The organism is Stenotrophomonas bentonitica, from assembly GCF_002887735.1.
GTDB lineage: Bacteria > Pseudomonadota > Gammaproteobacteria > Xanthomonadales > Xanthomonadaceae > Stenotrophomonas > Stenotrophomonas bentonitica_A.
The window spans coordinates 173,655-195,908 of sequence record NZ_PKQP01000002.1; the positions used below are offsets into that span (position 1 = coordinate 173,655).

The 22,254-nt window shown below is 66.3% G+C and carries 20 protein-coding genes; 13 read left to right on the forward strand and 7 right to left on the reverse strand.

The window, feature by feature from the left end:
- The first annotated feature begins 106 nt into the window (after nt 1–106).
- The 3 genes from C0R07_RS05175 (at nt 107) to C0R07_RS05185 (ending at nt 3,109) form a co-directional block, all read left to right on the forward strand.
- Nucleotides 107–391: a YfhL family 4Fe-4S dicluster ferredoxin gene (locus C0R07_RS05175; protein WP_070427136.1), complete on the forward strand. Its 285-nt coding sequence runs from the start codon at nt 107–109 to the stop codon at nt 389–391.
- Entirely contained in the window at nt 388–2,124 is a 1,737-nt protein-coding gene (ggt, locus tag C0R07_RS05180) for a gamma-glutamyltransferase (protein WP_102788324.1), read from the forward strand. Before C0R07_RS05175 ends, ggt begins: the two co-directional genes overlap by 4 nt.
- A 97-nt stretch (nt 2,125–2,221) precedes the next feature.
- Nucleotides 2,222–3,109, forward strand: coding sequence for an MBL fold metallo-hydrolase (locus C0R07_RS05185; protein ID WP_019183237.1), 888 nt, complete (start codon nt 2,222–2,224; stop codon nt 3,107–3,109).
- 69 nt (nt 3,110–3,178) lie between these two features.
- Here C0R07_RS05185 and C0R07_RS05190 read toward each other — a convergent pair whose 3' ends face one another.
- Both C0R07_RS05190 and upp read right to left on the reverse strand, forming a co-directional pair.
- The gene (locus tag C0R07_RS05190; protein WP_046272929.1) at nt 3,179–3,463 is read right to left on the reverse strand and encodes a PsiF family protein; all 285 of its coding nucleotides are present in this window, start codon (nt 3,461–3,463) and stop codon (nt 3,179–3,181) included.
- Nucleotides 3,464–3,571: 108 nt separating this feature from the next.
- Complete coding sequence (gene upp / locus C0R07_RS05195) at nt 3,572–4,207, reverse strand: uracil phosphoribosyltransferase (RefSeq protein WP_070470290.1); 636 nt, start codon at nt 4,205–4,207, stop codon at nt 3,572–3,574.
- Between the two features lie 274 nt (nt 4,208–4,481).
- Here upp and C0R07_RS05200 point away from each other — a divergent pair, with 274 nt between their 5' ends.
- The 5 genes from C0R07_RS05200 (at nt 4,482) to C0R07_RS05220 (ending at nt 10,630) form a co-directional block, all read left to right on the forward strand.
- Entirely contained in the window at nt 4,482–7,052 is a 2,571-nt protein-coding gene (locus tag C0R07_RS05200; protein WP_102788325.1) for a TonB-dependent receptor, read from the forward strand.
- On the forward strand, nt 7,052–8,185 hold the full coding sequence (locus tag C0R07_RS05205; RefSeq protein WP_070470284.1) for a phytase: 1,134 nt from the start codon (nt 7,052–7,054) through the stop codon (nt 8,183–8,185). Before C0R07_RS05200 ends, C0R07_RS05205 begins: the two co-directional genes overlap by 1 nt.
- A 32-nt stretch (nt 8,186–8,217) precedes the next feature.
- Nucleotides 8,218–9,567 carry a purple acid phosphatase family protein gene (locus C0R07_RS05210; RefSeq protein WP_070470300.1) on the forward strand — a complete coding sequence of 450 codons (1,350 nt, stop codon included), beginning with the start codon at nt 8,218–8,220 and terminating at the stop codon, nt 9,565–9,567.
- Between the two features lie 49 nt (nt 9,568–9,616).
- Nucleotides 9,617–10,252: an inorganic diphosphatase gene (locus tag C0R07_RS05215; RefSeq protein ID WP_102788327.1), complete on the forward strand. Its 636-nt coding sequence runs from the start codon at nt 9,617–9,619 to the stop codon at nt 10,250–10,252.
- 138 nt (nt 10,253–10,390) lie between these two features.
- Nucleotides 10,391–10,630 (forward strand): hypothetical protein, encoded by a 240-nt coding sequence (locus tag C0R07_RS05220; RefSeq protein ID WP_070470277.1) that lies wholly within the window; start codon nt 10,391–10,393, stop codon nt 10,628–10,630.
- A 13-nt stretch (nt 10,631–10,643) separates the two neighbouring features.
- On the opposite strand, the gene C0R07_RS05225 is transcribed toward C0R07_RS05220, so the two are convergent.
- Both C0R07_RS05225 and C0R07_RS05230 read right to left on the reverse strand, forming a co-directional pair.
- Complete coding sequence (locus C0R07_RS05225; protein ID WP_070470274.1) at nt 10,644–10,970, reverse strand: tetratricopeptide repeat protein; 327 nt, start codon at nt 10,968–10,970, stop codon at nt 10,644–10,646.
- Between the two features lie 112 nt (nt 10,971–11,082).
- On the reverse strand, nt 11,083–11,712 hold the full coding sequence (locus C0R07_RS05230) for a superoxide dismutase (protein WP_070470273.1): 630 nt from the start codon (nt 11,710–11,712) through the stop codon (nt 11,083–11,085).
- Nucleotides 11,713–11,931: 219 nt separating this feature from the next.
- Here C0R07_RS05230 and C0R07_RS05235 point away from each other — a divergent pair, with 219 nt between their 5' ends.
- Together C0R07_RS05235 and C0R07_RS05240 are read left to right on the forward strand one after the other, a co-directional pair.
- Nucleotides 11,932–13,347, forward strand: coding sequence for a cryptochrome/photolyase family protein (locus tag C0R07_RS05235; RefSeq protein ID WP_102788328.1), 1,416 nt, complete (start codon nt 11,932–11,934; stop codon nt 13,345–13,347).
- 151 nt (nt 13,348–13,498) lie between these two features.
- Nucleotides 13,499–14,194 carry an OmpA family protein gene (locus C0R07_RS05240; RefSeq protein WP_019183227.1) on the forward strand — a complete coding sequence of 232 codons (696 nt, stop codon included), beginning with the start codon at nt 13,499–13,501 and terminating at the stop codon, nt 14,192–14,194.
- Between the two features lie 244 nt (nt 14,195–14,438).
- Here C0R07_RS05240 and C0R07_RS05245 read toward each other — a convergent pair whose 3' ends face one another.
- From C0R07_RS05245 to C0R07_RS05250, 3 genes are all read right to left on the reverse strand, one after another.
- On the reverse strand, nt 14,439–14,699 hold the full coding sequence (locus tag C0R07_RS05245; RefSeq protein ID WP_146027580.1) for a hypothetical protein: 261 nt from the start codon (nt 14,697–14,699) through the stop codon (nt 14,439–14,441).
- Nucleotides 14,696–15,328 (reverse strand): hypothetical protein, encoded by a 633-nt coding sequence (locus C0R07_RS19685; protein ID WP_139146272.1) that lies wholly within the window; start codon nt 15,326–15,328, stop codon nt 14,696–14,698. The genes C0R07_RS05245 and C0R07_RS19685 overlap by 4 nt, the downstream gene beginning before the upstream one ends.
- Before the next feature lie 109 nt (nt 15,329–15,437).
- A complete protein-coding gene (locus tag C0R07_RS05250) occupies nt 15,438–16,460 on the reverse strand; it encodes a LysR family transcriptional regulator (protein WP_019183226.1) in 1,023 nt (340 codons plus the stop codon).
- A gap of 367 nt (nt 16,461–16,827) precedes the next feature.
- Between C0R07_RS05250 and C0R07_RS05260 the strand changes: the two genes are divergently transcribed.
- The 3 genes from C0R07_RS05260 to C0R07_RS05270 all read left to right on the forward strand — a co-directional run bounded on the left by C0R07_RS05260 (nt 16,828) and on the right by C0R07_RS05270 (nt 22,234).
- On the forward strand, nt 16,828–17,601 hold the full coding sequence (locus C0R07_RS05260) for an SDR family NAD(P)-dependent oxidoreductase (protein ID WP_019183225.1): 774 nt from the start codon (nt 16,828–16,830) through the stop codon (nt 17,599–17,601).
- A gap of 90 nt (nt 17,602–17,691) precedes the next feature.
- On the forward strand, nt 17,692–18,903 hold the full coding sequence (locus tag C0R07_RS05265; RefSeq protein ID WP_102788330.1) for an efflux RND transporter periplasmic adaptor subunit: 1,212 nt from the start codon (nt 17,692–17,694) through the stop codon (nt 18,901–18,903).
- A 160-nt stretch (nt 18,904–19,063) separates the two neighbouring features.
- Nucleotides 19,064–22,234: an efflux RND transporter permease subunit gene (locus C0R07_RS05270; protein ID WP_070470259.1), complete on the forward strand. Its 3,171-nt coding sequence runs from the start codon at nt 19,064–19,066 to the stop codon at nt 22,232–22,234.
- Nucleotides 22,235–22,254 lie beyond the last annotated feature (20 nt).

A 22,254-nucleotide genomic window follows, 5' to 3' on the forward strand; every position in this document is an offset into this window, starting at 1 on the left:
GCCTTGTGCGCGGCCCGGGTGGTGCCCGCAGGGGCGTCACCGATGACCGGCCCGCGCGCCCGCGTGGGCCGGTTCTCATCCGCCGGCGCGGGCGTGGAGTAACGCCATGTCGCTGAAAATCAATGAGCTCTGCGTCAATTGCGACGTCTGTGAGCCGGCCTGTCCCAATCAGGCCATTTCGATGGGTGAAACCATCTACGTGATCGATCCGGCCCGCTGCACCGAGTGCGTGGGGCATTTCGACGAACCCCAGTGCGTGGTCGTCTGCCCGGTCGAATGCATCGATCCCGATCCGGACATTCCGGAAACCCAGGACGCCCTGCTGGCCAAGCTGCACGGGCTGCAGCGCGATCATCCCGAATTGTATGTCACGGAGTTTCTGCCGAAATGAGAACGCTGTCGCGTCGTTGGTTGCTGCTCGTCCTGCTGGTGGCCCCGAGTGCCTGGGCCGCGGAATCCGCACCGGCGGTTCTGGCCAAACACCCTGACGGCGCCGCCGTCGCCAGTGGCCATCACCTGGCCACGGAAGCGGGCATGGAGATCCTGGCCAAGGGCGGCAACGCGTTCGACGCCGCCGTGGCCGTGTCTGCCACGCTGGCGGTGGTCGAGCCGATCAGCTCGGGCCTCGGCGGCGGCGGGTTCTTCCTGCTGCACGATGCGGCCACCGGCAAGGACGTGATGCTGGACGCGCGCGAAACCGCGCCGCAGTCCGCCACGCCCGAGGCGTTTCTCGACAAGAAGGGTGACCTGGACCGCGACCGTTCGGTCAACGGTGCCTGGTCGGCCGGTATCCCGGGCCTGCCGGCCGCGCTGGTGGAACTGTCCTCCAAGCACGGCAAGCTGCCGCTGAAGACCTCGCTGGAGCCGGCGATGCGCATCGCGCGCGATGGCTTCCCGGTGTACGCGCGCATGTCCAAGGGCTATCAGTCCCGGCGTGAGGTGATGCAGCGCTACCCCGGCACGCGCGAGGTCTACGAGCGCAACGGCAAGCCGATCGCCGAGGGCGACCTGTTCCGCCAGCCGGAACTGGCCAAAACCATGGAGCGCCTGGCCGACCAGGGCTTCGATGGCTTCTATCGGGGCGAGACCGGCAAGCTGCTGCTCAAGGGCGTGAAGCAGGCCGGCGGACACTGGACCGCCGAGGAACTGGCCGGCTACCGGGTCAAGCTGCGCGACCCGATCGCCTTCAAGTACCGCGACTGGACCATCACCACCGCCTCGCCGCCGTCGTCCGGTGGCATCGCGTTGGCCGCCATGCTGCAGATCCTGGAAGGCTGGGACCTGAAATCGATGGATCCGGCGCACCGCACCCATCTGGTGGTGGAAGCCATGCGCCGCGCCTACCGCGACCGTACCTTCTTCCTGGGCGATCCGGATTTCGTGGACATCCCGCAGAAGGTGCTGACCAGCAAGGATTACGCGCAGGGCCTGCGTGCCACCATCCACCCGGACAAGGCCACCCCCAGTGATCTGCTGTCGGGCAACCCGACCCCGCTGGAAGATGACGAGACCACCCATTTCTCGATCATCGACCGCGAAGGCAACCGCGTCGGCGCGACCCAGACCGTGAACCTGCTATACGGCTCGGGCCTGATTCCGTCCGGCACCGGCGTGCTGCTCAACAACGAAATGGACGATTTCGCGCTGAAGCCGGGCACGCCGAACGCCTTCGGCGTGATGGGCTATGCGGCCAATGCGCCCAAGCCGGGCAAGCGCATGCTCAGCTCGATGACCCCGACCTTCATGGAGTCCGCCGACAAGGTCGTGGTGCTCGGCACGCCCGGTGGCAGCCGCATCATCACCATGGTGCTGCTGGGCATCCTGGGGTACGACGACGGCCTGACCGCCCAGCAGGTCGCCGCGCTGCCGCGCTACCACCACCAGTGGCTGCCGGACCTGATCGAGGCCGAGGACGGTACCTTCGATGTGGGCACCATCAAGCAGCTGCAGGCGATGGGCCACAAGATCGACCTGCCCGGCGATACCGCAGCTGGCGGCCGCGGTTCCAGCCACGTCTGGGGCAACCTGCAGACCGTGGAATGGGACCGTCGCAGCAACGTGCTCAGCGGCGGCAGCGACCCGCGCAATCCGGTCGGCAGCGCCGCGGTCAGCCAGGCGCACTGACTGACCGCAGAAACGAGAAACCCCGTCCCAGTGGCGGGGTTTTTTTCATGGGCGATGGCTAGCGAATATTTAACGGGCACGCGACGATAATTTGCGAATGAAACTATGGTCCATCCGCGGTAACACCCAGAAACTCGACGGCGGTGCGATGTTCGGCAACGCCCCGCGCGCGGTATGGGAAAAGTGGGCGGCACCGGACGATCTCAACCGGATCGAACTGGCCTGCCGTGCACTGCTTGCCAGCCCGCTGGCGGGCAAGACCGTGCTGTTCGAAACCGGTATCGGGGCCTTCTTCGAACCGAAGCTGCGTGACCGCTACGGCGTGCAGGAACCCGGCCATGTGCTGATCGAATCCCTGCGCGAGGCCGGTTTCGAGCACGAGGACATCGACGTGGTGGTGCTGAGCCATCTGCATTTCGATCATGCCGGTGGACTGCTGGCGCCGTGGAGCGAAGGGCGCACGCCCGAACTGCTGTTCCCGAATGCGACCTTCCTGGTCGGCGCCGAGCACTGGGCGCGCGCGCTGCACCCGCACCCGCGCGACCGTGCCAGCTTCATCCCCGAACTGCCTGGCCTGCTGCAGGCAAGCGGTCGGCTTGAAATCGTCGACGGCCCGCACTCCAGGACGCTGGGCGACAGCGTGCGTTTCAGTTTCAGTGACGGGCACACGCCGGGCCTGATGCTGGCCGAGATCATCGGCCCCGAAAGCGTGGATGGCCAGGCGCGGGGTGGGGTGGTGTTCTGTGCGGACCTGATTCCCGGCCGCTCGTGGGTGCACGTACCGATCACCATGGGCTACGACCGTAACGCCGAACTGCTGATCGACGAGAAACGCAGCTTCCTGGAAGACAAACTGGCCCGCAACGTCCATCTGTTTTTCACCCACGACCCGCAGTGCGCGCTGGCGCAGGTGTCACGCGATGAGAAGGGCCGCTTCGGCACCGTGCACGAACAGGGCGAACTGAAGGCCCGCGCGCTCGCGTAACGCCTGCGGTAGGTGCCGACCGTTGGTCGGCACGGCACCCACGGCCGCGGGCATTACCCGCTCAACGCGTCAATGCGCCTTCAAACACCCGCTCATGAACGTCTTGCGCGCATCGCCGGCCAGCTTCTTCGCGGCCGCATCGGCGTTGCAGGTCTTCATGCGCTCCTGCGGCGTGCTCGCCGTCGGCGCCGGAGCGCTCAGGCAGGCCTTCTGTGCAGTTTTGTAGTCCTCGCCGGTCTTGCCTTTGTTCCTGGCCGAGCAATCGGCCATCCGCTGTTGCTGCGGGGTCGCCGCGCTGGCGATCACAGGGCCACCCAGAAACAGCAGACAGGCCAGCAGGGACAGGGTCTTCATGACGCAGCTCCACGCACGGGTTGATGGTGCGCGCAGCTTCTGCCCGGCCATGGCCAGGCCGTGTGAAGCACCGGCGGCCGGTGCTGGCCGCCGGTCAGAACGAGCGGATCAACCGACCACGCGGGTCCCGAAGATGCGGTCGCCCGCATCGCCCAGGCCCGGCAGGATGTAGCCCTTCTCGTTGAGCTGGGCATCGATGGCGGCGGTGAAGATCTCCACGTCCGGGTGCACGGCCTGCACGGCGGCGATGCCTTCCGGCGCGGCGACCAGGAAGATGCCCTTGATGCGGCGGGCGCCAGCGCGTTTGAGCATGTCGATGGTGGCGATGAGGGTGCCGCCGGTGGCCAGCATCGGGTCCAGGATCAGCGCATCGCGCTCTTCCAGGCGGCCGGTCAGGCGCTCGAAGTAGGGCACCGGCTGCAGGGTCTCCTCATCGCGCTGCAGGCCGACCACGCTCACCCGCGCGGCGGGGATCAGCGAGAGCACGCCACTGAGCATGCCCAGGCCGGCGCGCAGGATCGGCACCACGGTGATCTTGGCCCCGGCAATGCGCTGCACCGTCACCGGGCCCGCCCAGCCGGCCATGGTGTGGGCTTCGGTCTCCAGGTCGGCGGTGGCCTCATAGGCCAGCAGCCCCCCGAGTTCATTGGCCAGCTCGCGGAAGTCCTTGGTGCTCAGGGACGCATCGCGCATCAGGCCGATCTTGTGCTGCACCAGCGGATGGCGCACTTCGACGATTTTCATGGGGGAATCAGGGGAGAGGAGAGGTCACTAGTGTGCCGCAACACCCAACCGAAGCCAAAAGCCGAAGCCGCCCTGCCCGGTAGTGCCGAGCCATGCTCGGCAGGCCCGCCAATGAAGAAGCCGATCACCGGCGCACCCGTCAACCCGAGGCAGCCGAGCATGGCTCGGCTCTACCCGGACCCCGATCTCCGCCCTCGATGTCCCCGGTGTCATCCTCATGCAACCTCCCGGACATACCGTGCTGACCCATTCTTTACACAGATTGGGGAATGCAGTGCAGAAGAAGCGTCCGTTGGGTCTGGCGATCAGTCTTTCGTTGCTGGCGGTGATCACCCCGTCGGCCCATGCCGCCGATACGCCCGATGGCAGCACCGTGGCCGGCAGCGCCGCCGCCGGTGCCGCCGCCATCGATCTGGACCGGGTCGAAGTCCGCCCGCAGCTGGAGTCGCAGACCCGCGCGGTCGACCTCAAGCGCAGCAGCGATGCGATCGAAGATGCGGTGTCTTCCGATGCCATGGGCGTCTATCCGGACCAGAACGTGGCCGAATCGCTGCAGCGCCTGCCGGGCGTCAGCGTCACCCGTGACCAGGGCGAGGGGCGCTTCGTGGTCATCCGTGGCCTGGATGCCAACCTCAACAGCGTCAGTGTCGATGGCATCGCGATTGGTACGCCGGAGGATTCCAGCCGCGCTGCACCGCTGGACGTGATTCCCTCCGACTCGACCGAGCGCCTGCGCGTGGTCAAATCGCCCACCCCGGACATGCCCGGCGACGCGATCGGCGGTGCGATCCTGGTCGAGTCCGCCTCGGCGTTCGACCGCGAAGGCCGCAACCTGCGCGGCAAGATCGAAGCCAGCCATCAGCAGCTCTCTGGCAACACCAGCCCCAAGGCCGCGATCAACTACAGCGAAGTGTTCGCCGATACCTTCGGCGTGGCGTTGGGGGTGAACTACCAGAACCGCAAGTTCGAATCGGACAACACCGAAGTGGAGTACGGCGAGTTCGACGGCGGTGCCGAGGACGACCTGTTCGCCACCAGCCTGCAGCAGCGTAAGTACGAGATCGAGCGCAAGCGCATCGGTGCGAACCTCAATCTGGATTGGCACCCGGATGACGACAATCGGTATTACCTGCGCACGCTGTACAGCCAGTTCGACGATGCCGAAACCCGCCAGCGCACCCTCTTCAACTTCGGCGATGGTGACGTCACCGCGCTGGGCAGCAACCAGTACCGCGTCGATGACCTGCCGGCCGATGCGATCCAGAAGCGCATGCGCTACCGCACCAAGAAAGAAAACACCTTCACCACCAGCGCCGGCGGCGAGAACCGCCTGACCAATGCGGTGGTCGATTACAAGGTCGGTTACACGCGTACCGAAGAGCGCGTCAACGATGAGATGGAGGCGCGTTTCGAGTACAGCGGCGATGACCTCGGCGCCAGCGTCGATCAGAACAGTGGCATCCCGCGCTACAGCCTGACCAGCGCGCAGTGGATGGACAACGGCAACTACGATTTCGATCGTTTTGTGGTGTCGCCCAAGCAGGTCAACGACAGCGAGCGCAGTGCGCAGATCAACGTGCGCTTCGATGGCGATGCCTCCAGCATCAAGTTCGGCCTGCTCGGGCGCTGGCGCGACCGCGACGTCAATGTCGATGAGCGCGAACTGCGCGTCGGTCCGGACGTGGCGCTGTCGGACTGGACCACCTCCACCCCCGATCACCGCGGCGGCAGCCTCGGCCAGGGCATGAGCTCGGATGCCATGCGCCGCTACTGGGCGCAGTCCGGTGGCCAGTACAGTGCCCGTCCGCAGGATGCCGGCGGCAATGCGCTGACCTCGCTGGAAGAGGATTACACCGCCAGTGAGGACATCTTCGCCAGTTACGTGATGGGCACCTGGGATGTCGGCGCGCTGCGCATCATCGGTGGCGTGCGTGTGGAGAACACCCAGTTCAGCGCCACCGGCAACAGCGTCGAGGTGGCCGGTAACGGCCGCAGCTTCACGGTCACCCCGTTGAGCGTGAGCCGCAGCTACACCAACGTGCTGCCTGGCCTGCACCTGCGTTATGACGCCGGTGATGACTGGGTGCTGCGTGCGGCCGCCAACAAGACCGTCTCGCGCCCGTCGTTCGGCGATGTGGCGCCGCGTGTCGGCCTGAGCCGGGGCGATGAGGAAGTGCGGATCGGCAACCCGCAGCTGGACCCGTACGAATCGAAGAACATCGACCTGTCGCTCGAGAAGTACCTCGGCAGCACCGGCATCGTCTCGCTGGGGGTGTTCCACAAGTCGATCGATGGCTACATCGTCAACACGGTGAGCAACACGGATCCGGCGTATCCCGGCTTCGAAGTTACCCGGGTGATCAACGGCAACAAGGCCACGGTCAGGGGTGCCGAGTTCAACTGGCAGCAGCAGCTCGCCTTCCTGCCGGCCGGCTGGGATGGCCTGCTGGTCGGCGCCAGCGGTACCTGGCTGGACACCGATTTCGACCCGGGCGTGGCCGGTCGCGAGCGCGACGACTTCATGTTGCCGCGTGCCTCCAAGCATGTGTACAGCGCGCACATCGGCTATGAAAAGGCCGGCTTCAGCACCCGCGTGGCAGCGGTCTACCGCAGCGAGTATCTGGACTCGCTGGGCGACAGCCGCGCCTACGATATCTACGTGGCGCCCAATACCCAGCTCGACTTCAGCATGGACTACAAGATCACCTCGAACGTGAGCGTCTACTTCGAAGCGCAGAACCTGCTCGACAAGCCGCTGGAGCTGTACCAGGGCGTGCGCTCGCGCACCCTGCAGAACGAGGAGTATGGCCGTACCTACGCCCTCGGCCTGAAGGTGGCCCTGTGATGCGCGCCTGCCATTGCCTGAGCCTGCTCGCGCTGGCGCTGTTGACCGCCTGCAGGCCTGCCGCCGCTCCCGAGGCGGCGACGCCGGACCCTGCCGCAGCCGGGGCGCCGACAGCTGCTGCCGACGCCTCCGCCGCGCGCCAGGTCGCCACGGTCGCCGAGGCGTTCCTGACCCCGATGACCCCGGACGACAACATCGACTCGCCGGCCAGCTGGACCACGCCCGACGGCCAGGTCTGGCTGATCGCCACCGCCAAGGCCACCGACAAGCTGGTGGTCTATGACGGGCAGACCGGCGCGAAGCTGCGCGATGTCGGCAGCCTCGGCACGGCGCCGGGCCAGTTCGACCGCCCCAACGGCATCGCCGTGGTCGATGACCTGGTGCTGATCGTGGAGCGTGACAACCACCGCGTACAGGTGCTGCAGCTGCCGGACTTCACCCCGCTGGGCGTGTTCGGCGCCGGTGAGCTGCGCAAGCCGTACGGGGTGTGGGTGAACAAGCTCGGCAGCGGCTACGACGTGTACGTCACCGATTCCTACGACGCTGGCGAAGACGCGCAGGGCAACGATGTGCTGCCGCCGCTGGCCGAGCTGGACAAGCGCGTGCGCCGGTATGCGCTCACTGTGCAGGGCGGCAAGGCGCAGGCCTCGCTCACCGCGAGCATCGGTGACACCACCGAAGCGGGCGCGCTGCGCGTGGTCGAATCGATCTGGGGCGACCCCGCCAACGACCGCCTGCTGATCGCCGAAGAGGACGAGACCTACGCCAGCGAGTTCAAGGTCTACATGCTGGAAGGTCGCTTCAGCGGCACCACGTTTGGCCGCGATGCCTTCCAGGCCCAGGCCGAAGGCGTGATGCTGCGGACCTGCGGCAAGGATGGTTGGTGGATCACCACCGAGCAGGGCAAGCAGCGCAGCGTGTTCCACCTGTTCGACCGCCACACCTTGAAGCACGTCGGCGCCTTCCAGGGCAACACGGTGGCCAACACCGACGGCATCTGGTCGATGCAGGCGCCGTCCGCGCGTTTCCCGAACGGCGCGCTGTACGCCGTGCACGATGACCAGGGCGTAGTGGCCTTCGATTGGGCCAGCATCGCCAAGCAGTTGTCGCTGCCGCTGGAGTGTGGCGCGTGAGCCGCGTTCCTGCCGCCCTGACCGCGCTCGCACTGGGGCTGCTGCTGTGCAGTGGCAGCGCCCTGGCAAAGAAGGAGACCGAGACCGGTGCCGAACCCAACACCCAGGTCCCGGCCGGCAACCGCCATTACGCCGCGAGCGGATTCCCGGACCGGCTGGTCGCCTCCCCGGCGCAGGACGCTGCCCGCGGCTTCTCGGTCGCCTGGCGCACCGATACCTCGGTCAAGGCACCGGTGCTGGAATGGGTGCTGGCCGGCGACTCTCCGGATGTCGGCATGCCGACCCGCATCACCGCCACCACCCAGGCGCTGAGCACCGAACTCGGGACGTCCCACCATCACCGTGCGGACGTGACTGGCCTGCAGCCGGACACGCTGTATCTGTGGCGCGTGCAGGGGCAGAACACCTGGAGTGCCTGGAACCAGCTGCGCACCGCGGGCCGTGCCGAGCAGCCGCTGACCCTGTTGTATTTCGGTGATACCCAGAACAAGAACCTCAGCCACGTCTCCCGGGTGATGCGGGCCGGCATCAAGGCCGCCCCGGACGCGCGCCTGAGCCTGTTCGCCGGTGACCTGGTCAGTGGGGGCGATGGGCAGGACGACAGCGAGTGGGGCGAGTGGTTCGCCGCCGCCGGCTGGCTGCCGCAGGAAACCGCGGTCGCCCCGGCGATCGGCAACCATGAGTACTTCGAGGAGTTCGAAGACACCCCGCAGGAGCGTCGCGTGCTCGGTCGCCACTGGCCGGTGACGTTCGCGCTGCCGCGCAATGGTGTGGACGCCGCGGACACCAGTACCTACTGGTTCGACTACCAGGGCGTGCGCATCGCGGTGCTCGACGGCACCTCTGCGCTCGATCTGGGCACGGCCAAGGCGCAGGCGGCGTGGCTGGATACGGTGCTGGCCGACAACCCGCACCCGTGGAGCATCGTGCTGCTGCACCAGCCGTTCTATTCCCCGCGCGAAGGCCGCGAGAACACCGAGCTGCGCGATGTGCTGCTGCCGGTGGTGCGCCGTCACCAGGTCGATCTGGTGCTGCAGGGCCATGACCATACCTATGGCCGCCGCGGTGAAGGCCAGGGCGCGACGCCGCAGTTCGTGGTCACCGTGGCCGGGCCGAAGCAGTACCGGCTGTCCGATGAGGCCCGCGCCACCATGGCGCCGGTCGGCGAGGACACGCAGTTGTTCCAGGTGCTGAAGATCGACCCCGGCCATCTGCGGTATGAGGCGCGCACGGTCACCGGACGCCTGTACGACGGTTTCGAGTTGACACGTGGCACCAATGGTCGCAAACAGAAGACCGAATTGACGCAGGGACGCATCGCCCCCCGTGACTGCACGCGCGCACAGACCCTCAAGGGCCGCGCCGACCGTTGCTGGGAATGACCGACCGGCCGGGCCGCTGCGGCGTGCCCGGCCCTTCGTGGAGACCGAGATGATCCATCGCCGTTCCATCGGGCGGGCTGTGTTGGCCGCGTCCCTGCTGCTGCTCACCGGCGCCGGCGTGGCCGGCAACGCGGTGCTGCACCCGTTCCTTGCCGCGCAGCCGAACAATGCCCCGGAGGAGGTGAATCTGGCCGTGGAAATTCCGGCTGGCAGCGTCACCAAATACGAGATCAAGGAGGACGGCCTGGTCCACGTGGACCGCTTCCAGTCGATGCCGGTGGCGTACCCGGCCAACTACGGCTCGATGCCGCGCACGTTGGCGGGCGACAACGACCCGCTCGATGCGCTGGTGCTGACCCGCGAGCCGCTGCACCCCGGCGTGATCGTGCGGTTCCGTCCGATCGGCTTCCTGAAGATGGTCGATGATGGCGAGCAGGATGAGAAAGTGATTGGCGTGCCGACCGACAAGATCGATCCCACATACGCCGCCATCCGCGATCTGGACGATCTGCCGCTGATCGAACGGCAGCGCATCGAAGCCTTCTTCCGCGTCTACAAGGACCTGCCGGCCGGCCGCAACCCGGTCCAGCTCAACGGCTGGGGCAATGCCGCCGAGGCAAAGACGTTGATCCGTGCCTCGATGCAGCGTTTCGATGCGCAGCAGCGGCACGCGAAAGGCGATTGAGGGCCCAGGTCACGGCAGCGGCTGCTGATCCGCCGCTCACGCACCACCTTCCGTGACGCCGAGCTCGTCCGCTATGCTCGATGCCCTGCGGCGGGGCACTGCCGATGGCAGGCCATTCAAGGGACGGGGCGACGGCACATGGAAGAGGAGATCAAGCGCGGCGTACTGACCGTGATCCACTGGATCGTGGTCGTTTTCATCGTCCAGACCCTGGTCTTCGGTATCGGCCGCGTCACGTTGTTTGCCTTCAGCGGCGGCCACTTCGGGAAGGACGATTGGTCGGCCGCGCATCAGAACTGGAGCTATTTCATTGGCTTCGGCGTGATCGCCTTGGTGTGGATCCTGGTCGCGCTCTACAACAACGGTCTGCTCTGGTAGCCCTCCCGGCCGATCACGCTGAGCCGGCGCTCGCCTTCTGCAGCCGCCGCAGGAAAACGGCCATTTCCTTGACCGCCTGCTTGTCACCGTTGGTCCCGGCGACAGCACTGCCTTGCTGCCATGCCTGTGCCGCCGCCTCCGAATCCCCGGCCGCCAGATGGGCGTTGCCCAGCCATTTCCAGCCCGCCGAGTACCGTGGATCCTCTGCGACACAGCGCTGCAGATGGATGACCGCCTCCGCGGTGTGACCCGCGTCGAGCAGGGCCTTGCCCAGGCCGAAGCGGAGCAGGGCGCTGTCGCGCCCCTGTTCGAGCAGACGTTGCAGTGCGGAGATATCCATTCGATGCAGACTCAGGTAGCGGTGAGGCGGGCAAGCGGCGGGTCCAGCACTGCAGCCTCGGACGGCGTGGCGGAGGGTTGCGTGCCGAGGCCGAGTGCGGGGCCCGTGTCCATCAACGGCCGCCGGCGGCCTGGTAACGGCGCGCGACTTCGGCCCAGTCGATCAGCTCGAAGAACGCAGCGATGTAATCCGGGCGGCGGTTCTGGTAGTTCAGGTAGTAAGCGTGTTCCCACACATCCAGCCCCAGGATCGGCGTGCCACCGGAGAGGCCCGCAATCTCGCCCATCAACGGGTTGTCCTGGTTCGGGCTGCTCTCCACCAGAAGCGTGCCATCGCGGCTCAACGTCAACCACGCCCAGCCACTGCCGAAGCGGGTCTGCGCGGCCTTGGTGAAGGCCTCCTTGAACGCGGCGTAGCCGCCGAGGTCGCGATCGATCGCCTGCGCCACAGCGCCTTCCGGCGTGCCGCCGCTGGCGGTCAGCACCGTCCAGAACAGGCTGTGGTTGGCATGCCCGCCACCGTTGTTGCGGACGGCGTTGCGCACACCTTCGGGCAGGGAGCCGATCTCGGCGATCAGCGTGTCGATATCCGTGCTCTCGATCCCGGCATCGGTGAGGGCGGCATTGAGATTGGTGACGTAGGCCTGGTGGTGCCTGGCATGATGGATTTCCATCGTGCGTGCATCAAAGTGCGGTTCGAGTGCGTCGTAGGCGTAGGGCAGGGCGGGGAGGGTGTAAGCCATGGGTATCTCCAGCAAAACGAAAGGGCGGGTCGGCACAGGTACGAAGCACAGGGGCTTGGGCAGGCCCGCGTTTGTTCGGTGGACGCCACGATAGAACCTCAAGCGTGATTGAGGTCAAGCACGGCGATGTGGAACAGTGCGGGCCATCCGCGCGTGATCGCTGCCTGTCCTTCACCTGCACTGGCTATCATTGCCTCTCGAATCTTCCGGGGTAGTCTCGTGTCGGTAGCGTTGGTGTGGTTTCGCCGTGACCTGCGGTTGCAGGACAACCCGGCCCTGCAGGCCGCGCTGGATGCCGGCCATGTGCCGGTACCGGTCTACATCCATGCGCCGCACGAAGAAGGCGACTGGGCCCCCGGCGGCGCATCCAATGCCTGGCTGCACCGTTCGCTGGCGGCACTGGACGCCGACCTGCGCGCCCGCGGCTCGGCGCTGGTGCTGTGCCAGGGCGACAGCCAAGCCGAGCTGGAGCGCCTGATCGAGCAGACCGGGGCGGTGGCGGTCTACTGGAACCGCAAATACGAGCCGGCCACGCAGCCGCGCGATGCGAAGATCAAGCGCGAACTGCGCGAGAAGGGCATCGAGGCCGAGAGCCACAACGGCAGCCTGATGTTCGAGCCGTGGGACGTGGCGACCCAGCAGGGTGGGCCGTACAAAGTGTTCACGCCATTCTGGCGCAATGCGTTGACGCGCCTGCAGCTGCCGGCGCCCACCCGCGTGCCTGACCGGCTGCCCGCGCACACGGCGGGCGGCGAAACGCTCGATGCCTTCGGCCTGGCACCCTCGATACCGTGGGACCGGCAGTTCTGGGACCACTGGCAACCAGGCGAGGCCGGTGCGCACGAAGCGCTGACGGTGTTCATCGATGGTGCCCTCAACGGCTATCGCGAGCAGCGTGATCTGCCGGACCGGGTGGGCACCTCGCTGCTGTCGCCGCACCTGCATTTCGGCGAGATTGCCCCGTGGCAGATCGTCCGCCGGCTGCAGGGCGAGCGCAGTGCCAGCCGCGATGCCGACATCGACGGCTACATCCGCGAGCTGGGCTGGCGCGAGTTTTCGTATCACCTGCTGCATCACTTCCCGCAGACGCCGGACCACAACCTCAACCCGCGCTTCGATCAGTTCCAATGGGCCAAGCCCGATGCGGACGCGCTGCGTGCATGGCAGCAGGGCCGCACCGGCATTCCGATCGTGGATGCGGGCCTGCGTGAGCTGTGGGCCACCGGCTACATGCACAACCGCGTGCGCATGATCGTCGCCAGCTACCTGTGCAAGCACATGCGCCAGCATTGGCGTGAAGGTGCGCGCTGGTTCTGGGACACGCTGGTCGATGCAGACCTGGCCAACAACACCATGGGCTGGCAGTGGGTGGCCGGCACGGGGGCCGACGCTGCGCCGTACTTCCGGATCTTCAACCCGGTGACGCAGTCGCAGAAGTTCGATCCGCAGGCGCGTTACATCACGCGCTGGGTGCCGGAACTGGCCGCGCTGCCGCTGAAGGCACGCTTCGCGCCCTGGCAATCGCCGCAGCTGCTGGCCGAGCACGCCCCAGCCTACCCCGCCTTGCCGCTGGTGGATCTGGGCGAAGGCCGCGACGCCGCCTTGGCCGCGTATCGGCACACAGGCTGGGCGTGATGGCCATCTCGGATCATCCGGTTCTGGGGTAAGCGTTTACCTGAACAGGGAGCTGCCGAGCGTGCCATTCATCATGCCGGCATCGCGTTGGGCTGTTTATGCTCTTCACGGCCCGCAAGCCGGCGCCGTCCGGTAACCAAGGAGAACCCTCATGATTCGACCCGCAACCCGCAACGTGGCCCTGGCCCTGATGACTGCTGCCGCCCTGACGGCCTGCGCCACCGGTGGCTCTTACGTGCAGAGTGACCAGTACGGCAACCCCGTCGAACAGCAGAACCGCACCGGCCGCAACGCCCTGATCGGCACTGCCGTCGGCGTCGCCGCCGGCCTGCTCAGCGGCAACAGCGCCACCGAGCGCCGCCAGCACGCCATGATCGGCGCCGGTATCGGTGCACTCAGCGGCGCGGCCGTCGGCCAGTACCAGGACCGCCAGGAACGCGCGCTGCGCGAACGTACCGCCAATACCGGTATCGACGTCTCCCGTGATGGTGACAACCTGACCCTGAACCTGCCGGACGGCATCACCTTCGATTTCGGCAAGTCCACCCTGAAGCCGCAGTTCTACAGCTCGCTCAATGGCGTGGCCAGCACGCTTGCCGAGTACAACCAGACGATGATCGAAGTGGTCGGCCATACCGACAGCATCGGCAGCGACGCGGTCAACAACCGCCTGTCCAAGGAACGTGCCGATTCGGTCGCCGCCTACCTGGCCGGCCAGGGCGTGCAGCGCGCCCGCATCGAAACTCTGGGTGCCGGCAAGGCCTACCCGATTGCCGACAACAACACCGATGCCGGCCGCGCGCAGAACCGCCGTGTCGAGATCCGTGTGATTCCGTTGCAGCAATAACAGCGCGCCAGCGCGCTGTTATTGCGTGGTGCGAGCCACAGGCTCGCAACACAGAAATGCCGCCCTTGCAGGCGGCATTTTTTGTAGGTACCGGCCGGTGGCCGGTACGCCCTGAACAGTTCCGTCCGCGCACGTCCGCAACACCCACGACAACGCCGCCAAAACAGTACCGGCCGTTGCCTGGCTGATCATCGCAACCGCGCCACCCGGTGCCGGTCACCGGCCAGCTGAGTGCGGCATCGCCCTAAACGGGCTTGGAACGTTTTCGCGGGCTGATCGCGCCGGCCATCACTCCGTTGTACTTCAACAGTACATCCTCCCCCGCCATTCGGCAGGCCTGGGCCAGGATCGCCTTATCCGAATCGAACACGGCCTCAAGCTCGACCTTGGTCAACGTCTTGCCAGATTTCGCGCCAATGCCTCCCGACAGGTGGCGCCTGACCTTGGCGACGTCCACAGGGGATGCGGCTCGCTTGCCCGGCTTCAATTGAGTGGAGCGTTTCATTGTTGGCCCCCTGAGCGGGTCGGTTCTGCCGAAAGTCTACTACTGCCATCTACGGCGACTGTCAAATCCTGGCCACCCACCGTGATGTCCTGGACAAGTCGCCAGAGCATGCCTTTGCGATGGACATGCCGGGTGAAGCCCAGCCTTTCGTAGTACGCCACCAACTCCGGTACCGGACGATTCAGTGCGATTTCGCCACACCGCAGCTGGGTGGCAAGTGCAAGCAGATAGGCGGTCGCAATACGACCGGCTTCGCCTTGCAGATCGTGTGATGCGGGATTGGACTGAAGATAGTGGATGCTCGCCACCATCCGCCCCTTGCTGACTCGACCGACGGCCAGAGCGCACAGCACTTCTGCATCGCGTATCGCAAGATCCACTCTGCATGCGTGATTTCTGAAGCGTCTCCAGAGTTCCTGCCAGTCCCAAGGGACATAAAGGCGCCGGCGCCTGGTCGCGCAGGGGGCCTCAGCCCAGCGTCGGGCCTGGGCGACCGCATCATTGTCGATGTCGGACAGTTGTAGATGCGGATAAAGAGCCTTCAGTTCGTTGACGACAACGCGACAGGCTTCGTTCCGGAGCCGGAGGTGTCGCGTTTCCGCGAGCTTGCGAGCAGGTATCTTGTCCAACGTCCGTTTCCATCTGACGATGGAACGAGATTGCAATCATCCCTTTTTACTCGACAAGAGCGCTAAGCGACGGCGCGGCGTCGGTAGCCGGCCCGGCGTACCGTCAGAATCACCCCGCGGTCACCGTCTCCAGAATGCGCTTCCCGGTCGCCTGAAGTTCGGTTTCCACCTGGGTCTGCTGCTGCTTGGCCAGCTTCGCCGCCGGGCACTGGGCCAGCATGTAGTTGGCGTCGAAGTTCATCTTCTCCACCAGGAAATCGACGAACGCGCGGACCTTCGGCGACACCAGCCGGCCGCCGGCGAACACCGCGTTGAAGTCCACTTCCGGCCCGGTCCAGCCGGCCAGTACGCGGCGCACCATGCCCGATTCGACGAACGGCTTGGCCATCACGTCACCGGTCAGCAGCAGGCCTTCGCCGCATACCAAGGCACCGTTCAAGGCGGACGGGTCGTTGGCCACCAGCAGCGGGTTGACCGGGAAATCCAGCAGTTCGCCGCCGTTCTCGCCCAGCTGCCAGAAGAACCGGTTGTTGTTGAGGTTGCGCGCCTTGCGCATCGCCAGGATGCGGTGGAACTGCAGCTCATCCGGATGCAGCGGCTCGCCGTAGCGTTCGATGTATGCCGGGCTGGCAAACACCTGCGTACGCAGACTGCCAAGCTTGCGCGCCACCAGGTTGGAGTCAGGCAGAGTGCCCACGCGCAGCGCCAGATCCGCCTCACCGGCGATCAGATCCAGCTTTTCGTTGCCCAGGTGCATGTCCAGCTGGATTTCCGGGTACTGCGCATGGAACTGACCCAGCAGCGGCGCGATCCAGGTGATGCCGATCGAATAGGGCACAGTGAAGCGCAGCCAGCCACGCGGGCCGGACTGCAGCTGGTTGACCGCGCCTTCGGCTTCCTCCAGCTCGCGTGCGATGCGCTGGCAATGCTCGTGATAGACCGAGCCGGCTTCGGTGAGGCCGAGGCGGCGGGTGGTCCGGTGCAGCAGCCGTGCGCCCAGGCGCGTTTCCAGTTCCTGCACTTTGCGGCTGACCGTGGTCTTGGGTAGCCCCAGTGCCGTGGCGGCGGCGATGAAACTGCCTTGCTCGACCACTTTGACGAAGATCAGCGTGTCGTTGAGATCGTGGGCCATGACGGGATCCAAAGTCGGGGGAGGGGAAGAGTGCCGCAAATGATTGTGCCGGGCACGGGATGATTATTCCCCTAAATCCGGACTAATCAAGGGGGAGTTTGAAGACTAATCTGGCGCCATTCCAGATATGAAGGACGTCAACCATGTGGTTGCGGAACATTCTTGGCCGCCTGCGTAGCGGCCCCAGCGCCCCGCTGGACCTCGCGATGACTGTTGAAGCTCGCCCGGGATCCCTCTCCCGCAAGGCTTTCCGCGAATTCACTCCGCCTGCCAACATGCAGCGTGGCGGCAGCATCCGCCTGGGCGCCCGCGGTGGCGATCGACTGGGCCGAATTGGGATTATCCCGGCGACGGGAGTGAAAGTCCCATGAATGGGACATTGGCCCCCGAGGTGCTGGTGCTCGGTGGCACCGGCAGCGTGGGCCAGGGCATCGTGGCGGCCTTGCTGGAGGCCGGCAGCCCCGTGCTGGTGGTCGGCCGCGATCCCGGCCGGCTGGCGGCGCTGCAGGAGCAGTTCGCCGACGAGCCGGGCCTGGAAGTCCTGCTCGGTTCGCTTGGCGATGATGGCTCGGCGCGCACGGTGGCCGAGCGCATCGGCGGGCGCCCGCGCGCGCTGGCTGCGGTGGTGGATGCGATGGGCGGCCCGTACAACCGCGGGCGGGTGACCGACCGCAGCGGCGACGCGTTGCTGCAGGCGCTGCAGGCCGACGTGATGCCGCACGTGCACGCCGGCCGGCATCTGCTGCCGCTGCTGCGCGGCGGCGCGCAGGCGCGGCGCTACGTGCTGGTGGGCGGCCCGGCCGGCTTCAAGCCGTGGGCCGGGCATGGCGAGTCCTCCATCACCATGTCGGCCACGCGCATGTACGCGCAGGTGCTGCACCAGGAAGCCCAGGCCCTGGGCGTGCGTGCGCAGATGCTGGAAGTGTGCGATCCGGTGTGTACCCCGGCCAATGCGGCCAAGGCCTGCATCGAGTGGCCGAGCGCGCTGCTGGTCGGCCGCCGTGTTGTCTCGCTGCTCGACAATTGCACCGACAACCGCGCCATCGTCCGCTGCGATGCGCGCGATGCCGAACTGCCGCGCGGACTGCTGCACCTCGACCGCCCTCCACCGATGTCGCGCAACACGGCCGGCACGGCTTGACCTCTACCAAGGTTCAGGTCCCAGGCTACGCCCCCACGTCGCCCCACGCTTTCGATTCTGTATCACCACCCCTACGTACGGATGCATGTCATGACTTCCAACTCCTCCCCGCAACGTTTCACCCGACGGCTGGCCATGGCCGGCGTTTCGATCCTTGCCGCCGCGGTGCTGACCGCCTGCAGTGGCAGCCATGCTGAAGAAGCAGGCATGCCGCCGCCGCCGTCGGTCAGTGCCGCGCCGGTGCTGGTCAAGCAGGTCAGCCAGTGGGACGACTTCAGTGGCCGCGTCGAAGCGGTCGAAAGCGTTGAGCTGCGTCCGCGCGTCTCCGGCTACATCGACAAGGTCAACTATGTCGAAGGCCAGGAGGTCAAGAAGGGCGATGTGCTGTTCACCATCGACGCACGCAGCTACCGCGCCGAGCTGGACCGCGCCACCGCCGAGCTCAACCGCGCGCGCACCCAGGCCCAGGTGAGCCGCAGCGAAGCCGACCGTGCCCGTCGTCTGTCCGACCAGCAGGCCATCTCCACCGAGACCTGGGAACAGCGCCGTGCGGTGTCCGAGCAGGCCCTGGCGCAGGTGCAGGCCGCTCAGGCTGCCGTCGATGCGGCGCGCTTGAACATGGAGTTCACCCAGGTGCGCGCGCCGATCAACGGCCGCGCCGGTCGCGCGATGGTGACCGCAGGCAACCTCGTCACCGCCGGCGACAGCGCCAGCGTGCTGACCACGCTGGTCTCGCTGGACAAGGTCCATGTGTACTTCGATGCCGATGAAGGCACCTTCCTGCGTTACGCCCAGATGGCGCGCAAGGGTGAACGCCCGAGCGAACGCGACAGCGAACTGCCGGTGAAGGTGGGCCTGTCCGGTGAGAATGGTTTCCCGCATGAAGGCAAGGTCGACTTCCTGGACAACCAGGTGACCCGCAGCACCGGCACCATCCGCGTCCGCGCGCTGCTGGACAACGCCGACCGCGCGTTCACTCCGGGCCTGTTCGCCCGCGTGCAGCTGCTGGGCAGTGGCCAGTTCCAGGCCATGCTGATCGATGACAAGGCCGTGCTGACCGACCAGGACCGCAAGTTCGTCTACGTGGTCGACAAGGACAACAAGGCACAGCGCCGCGATATCGAACTTGGCCGCAATGCCGACGGCCTGCGCATCGTCGAGCAGGGCCTGAAGGCCGGTGACCGCGTGATCGTCGATGGCGTGCAGAAAGTCTTCATGCCCGGCATGCCGGTCCAGGCCAAGGCCGTTGCGATGCAGCCGGTTGCCGCGCCGGTAGCCGCGCCGGCTGTTGCAAAAAATTGAAGGGCAGCCGACTGACCGTCGGTTCTACATAGCAGCCGACCAACGGTCGGCTCTACCGTGACTGCCATCGCCCCGTGCAGGGGAACCCGCCACCGCTGTCGCCTGCGACAGCGGCCGGGGTCGTGCACGCCGGCGCTGGTGAAACCCCAGGAATCCACCCATGGACTTTTCCCGTTTTTTCATTGACAGGCCGATCTTCGCGGCGGTGCTGTCGATCGTGATCTTCGCCGCTGGCCTGATCGCGATCCCGATGCTGCCGATCAGCGAGTACCCCGAAGTGGTGCCGCCCTCGGTGGTGGTGCGCACGGTGTACCCGGGCGCCAACCCCAAAGTGATCGCTGAAACGGTGGCCACGCCACTGGAAGAAGCGATCAACGGCGTCGAGGACATGATGTACATCAAGTCCGTCGCCGGCTCGGACGGCGTGCTGCAGATGACGGTGACCTTCCGCCCGGGTACCGATCCGGACGAAGCCGCGGTCAAGGTGCAGAACCGCGTCGCCCAGGCGCAGGCGCGCCTGCCCGAGGACGTGCGCCGCCAGGGTGTCTCCACCCAGAAGCAGTCGCCGACCTTCCTGATGGTGGTCCATCTGACCTCGCCGGACGGCAAGTACGACTCGCTGTACCTGCGCAACTACGCCCGCCTGCACGTCAAGGATGCCCTGGCACGCCTGCAGGGCGTCGGTGATGCGCAGATGTTCGGCGGCGGTGACTACGCCATGCGTGCGTGGCTGGACCCGGACAAGATCGCCGCGCGCGGCCTGACCGCCAGCGACGTGGTGCGTGCGATGCGCGAGCAGAACGTGCAGGTCTCGGCCGGCCAGCTCGGCGCCGAGCCGATGCCGAGCAGCGACTTCCTGACCCTGATCAACGCCCAGGGTCGCCTGCGCAGCGAACAGGAATTCCGCGATATCGTGCTCAAGGCCGGTGACGACGGTGAAGTGGTGCGCCTGTCCGATGTCGCCCGCCTGGAGCTGGGCGCCGGTGACTACACGCTGCGCTCGCAGCTGGACGGCAAGAACGCGGTCGGTATCGGTATCTTCCAGGCCCCCGGCGCGAACGCGCTGGAAATCCGCGACTCGGTCATCCACACCATGGATGAGCTGACCAAGCAGTTCCCGCCGGGCGTGAAGTACGAAGCGGTGTATGACACCACCATCTTCGTGCGCGATTCGGTCAAGGCCGTGGTCTCCACGCTGCTCGAGGCGATCGCCCTGGTGGTGCTGGTGGTGATCCTGTTCCTGCAGACCTGGCGTGCCTCGATCATTCCGCTGATCGCCGTGCCGGTGTCGATCGTGGGTACCTTCGCGGCGCTGTACGTACTCGGCTTCTCGATCAACACCCTGACCCTGTTCGGGCTGGTGCTGGCGATCGGCATCGTGGTCGATGACGCGATCGTGGTGGTGGAGAACGTCGAACGCAACATCGAAGAAGGCCTGACTCCGCTGGCCGCCGCCCACCAGGCAATGCGTGAAGTGTCCGGCCCGATCGTGGCGATCGCGCTGGTGCTGTGTGCCGTGTTCGTGCCGATGGCGTTCCTGTCCGGTGTGACCGGTGCGTTCTACAAGCAGTTCGCCGTCACCATCGCGATTTCGACCGTGATCTCGGCGATCAACTCGTTGACCTTGTCGCCGGCCCTGGCCGCACGCCTGCTCAAGCCGCACGGCGCGCCGAAGGATGGCCTCACCCGCCTGATCGACCGTCTGTTCGGATGGATCTTCCGTCCGTTCAACCGCTTCTTCAAGACCAGTTCGGAGAAGTACCACGGTTCGGTTGGCCGCCTGCTGGGCCGTCGTGGCCTGGTGTTCGTGGTCTACGCCGGCCTGCTGCTGGCCACCGGCCTGATGTTCAAGGCGGTGCCGGCCGGCTTCATTCCGACCCAGGACAAGCTGTACCTGATTGCCGGCGTGAAGCTGCCGGAAGGCTCCTCGATCGCACGTACCGACGCCATGCTGGCCAAGGTCGCCGAGATCGCGCGCAATACCGATGGCGTGGCGCACACGATCCAGTTCCCGGGTCTGAACGCGCTGCAGTTCACCAACACGCCCAACACCGGTGTCGCGTTCGTTCCGCTCAAGCCGTTCAGTGAGCGCAAGGGCCGCACCGCCGCGCAGATCAATGCCGAGATCAACGCCAAGATCGCCGGGCTGCAGGAGGGCTTTGCGTTCTCCATGATGCCGCCGCCGATCCTCGGCCTGGGCAACGGCAACGGCTACCAGATGTTCATCCAGGACCGCGGCAATCTCGGCTATGGCGCACTGCAGACGGCGGTGAGCACGATGCAGGGTGCCGTCGCGCAGACGCCGGGCATGGCGTTCCCGATCACCAGCTACCAGGCCAACGTGCCGCAGCTGGATGCCGAAGTAGACCGCGTCAAGGCCAAGGCCCAGGGCGTCGAGCTGACCGAATTGTTCGACACGCTGCAGACCTACCTGGGCTCGGCGTACGTCAACGACTTCAACCAGTTCGGTCGTACCTGGCAGGTGATCGCCCAAGCCGACGGCCAGTTCCGTGACAGCGTGGAAGACATCGGTCGCCTGCGTACCCGCAACAACCGTGGCGAGATGGTGCCGATCGGCTCGATGGTCACCGTGAAGCAGACCTACGGCCCGGACCCGGTGCTGCGCTTCAACGGTTACCCGGCGGCCGATCTGGCCGGCGAAGCCGACCCGCGCATGCTGTCCTCGGCCGAGGCCATGACCAAGCTGACCGAAATCGCCGGCAAGGTACTCCCGGTCGGCATGCAGACCGAATGGACCGACCTGAGCTACCAGCAGGCCACCCAGGGCAAGGCCGCCTTCATCGTGTTCCCGGTGGCGATCCTGCTGGCCTTCCTGGTGCTGGCCGCGCTGTATGAAAGCTGGTCGTTGCCGCTGGCGGTGATCCTGATTGTCCCCATGACCCTGCTGTCCGCGTTGTTCGGCGTATGGATGACCGGTGGCGACAACAACGTGTTCGTGCAGGTCGGCCTGGTGGTGCTGATGGGCCTGGCGTGCAAGAACGCGATCCTGATCGTCGAGTTCGCCCGTGAACTGGAAATGGGCGGCAAGGGCATCGTCGAGGCTGCACTGGAAGCGTGCCGCCTGCGTCTGCGCCCGATCGTGATGACCTCCATCGCGTTCATTGCCGGCACCATCCCGCTGGTGATCTCGCATGGCGCCGGTGCGGAAGTCCGCTCGGTGACCGGTATCACGGTGTTCGCCGGCATGCTGGGCGTCACCCTGTTCGGCCTGTTCCTGACCCCGGTGTTCTACGTGGCCCTGCGCAAGTTCGTCAGCCGTAACGGCGGCGGGCAGCTGGTGACCCACGGCGAACCGACCATCCATCATTGATTCCTTCCCCCGCGAGGTTT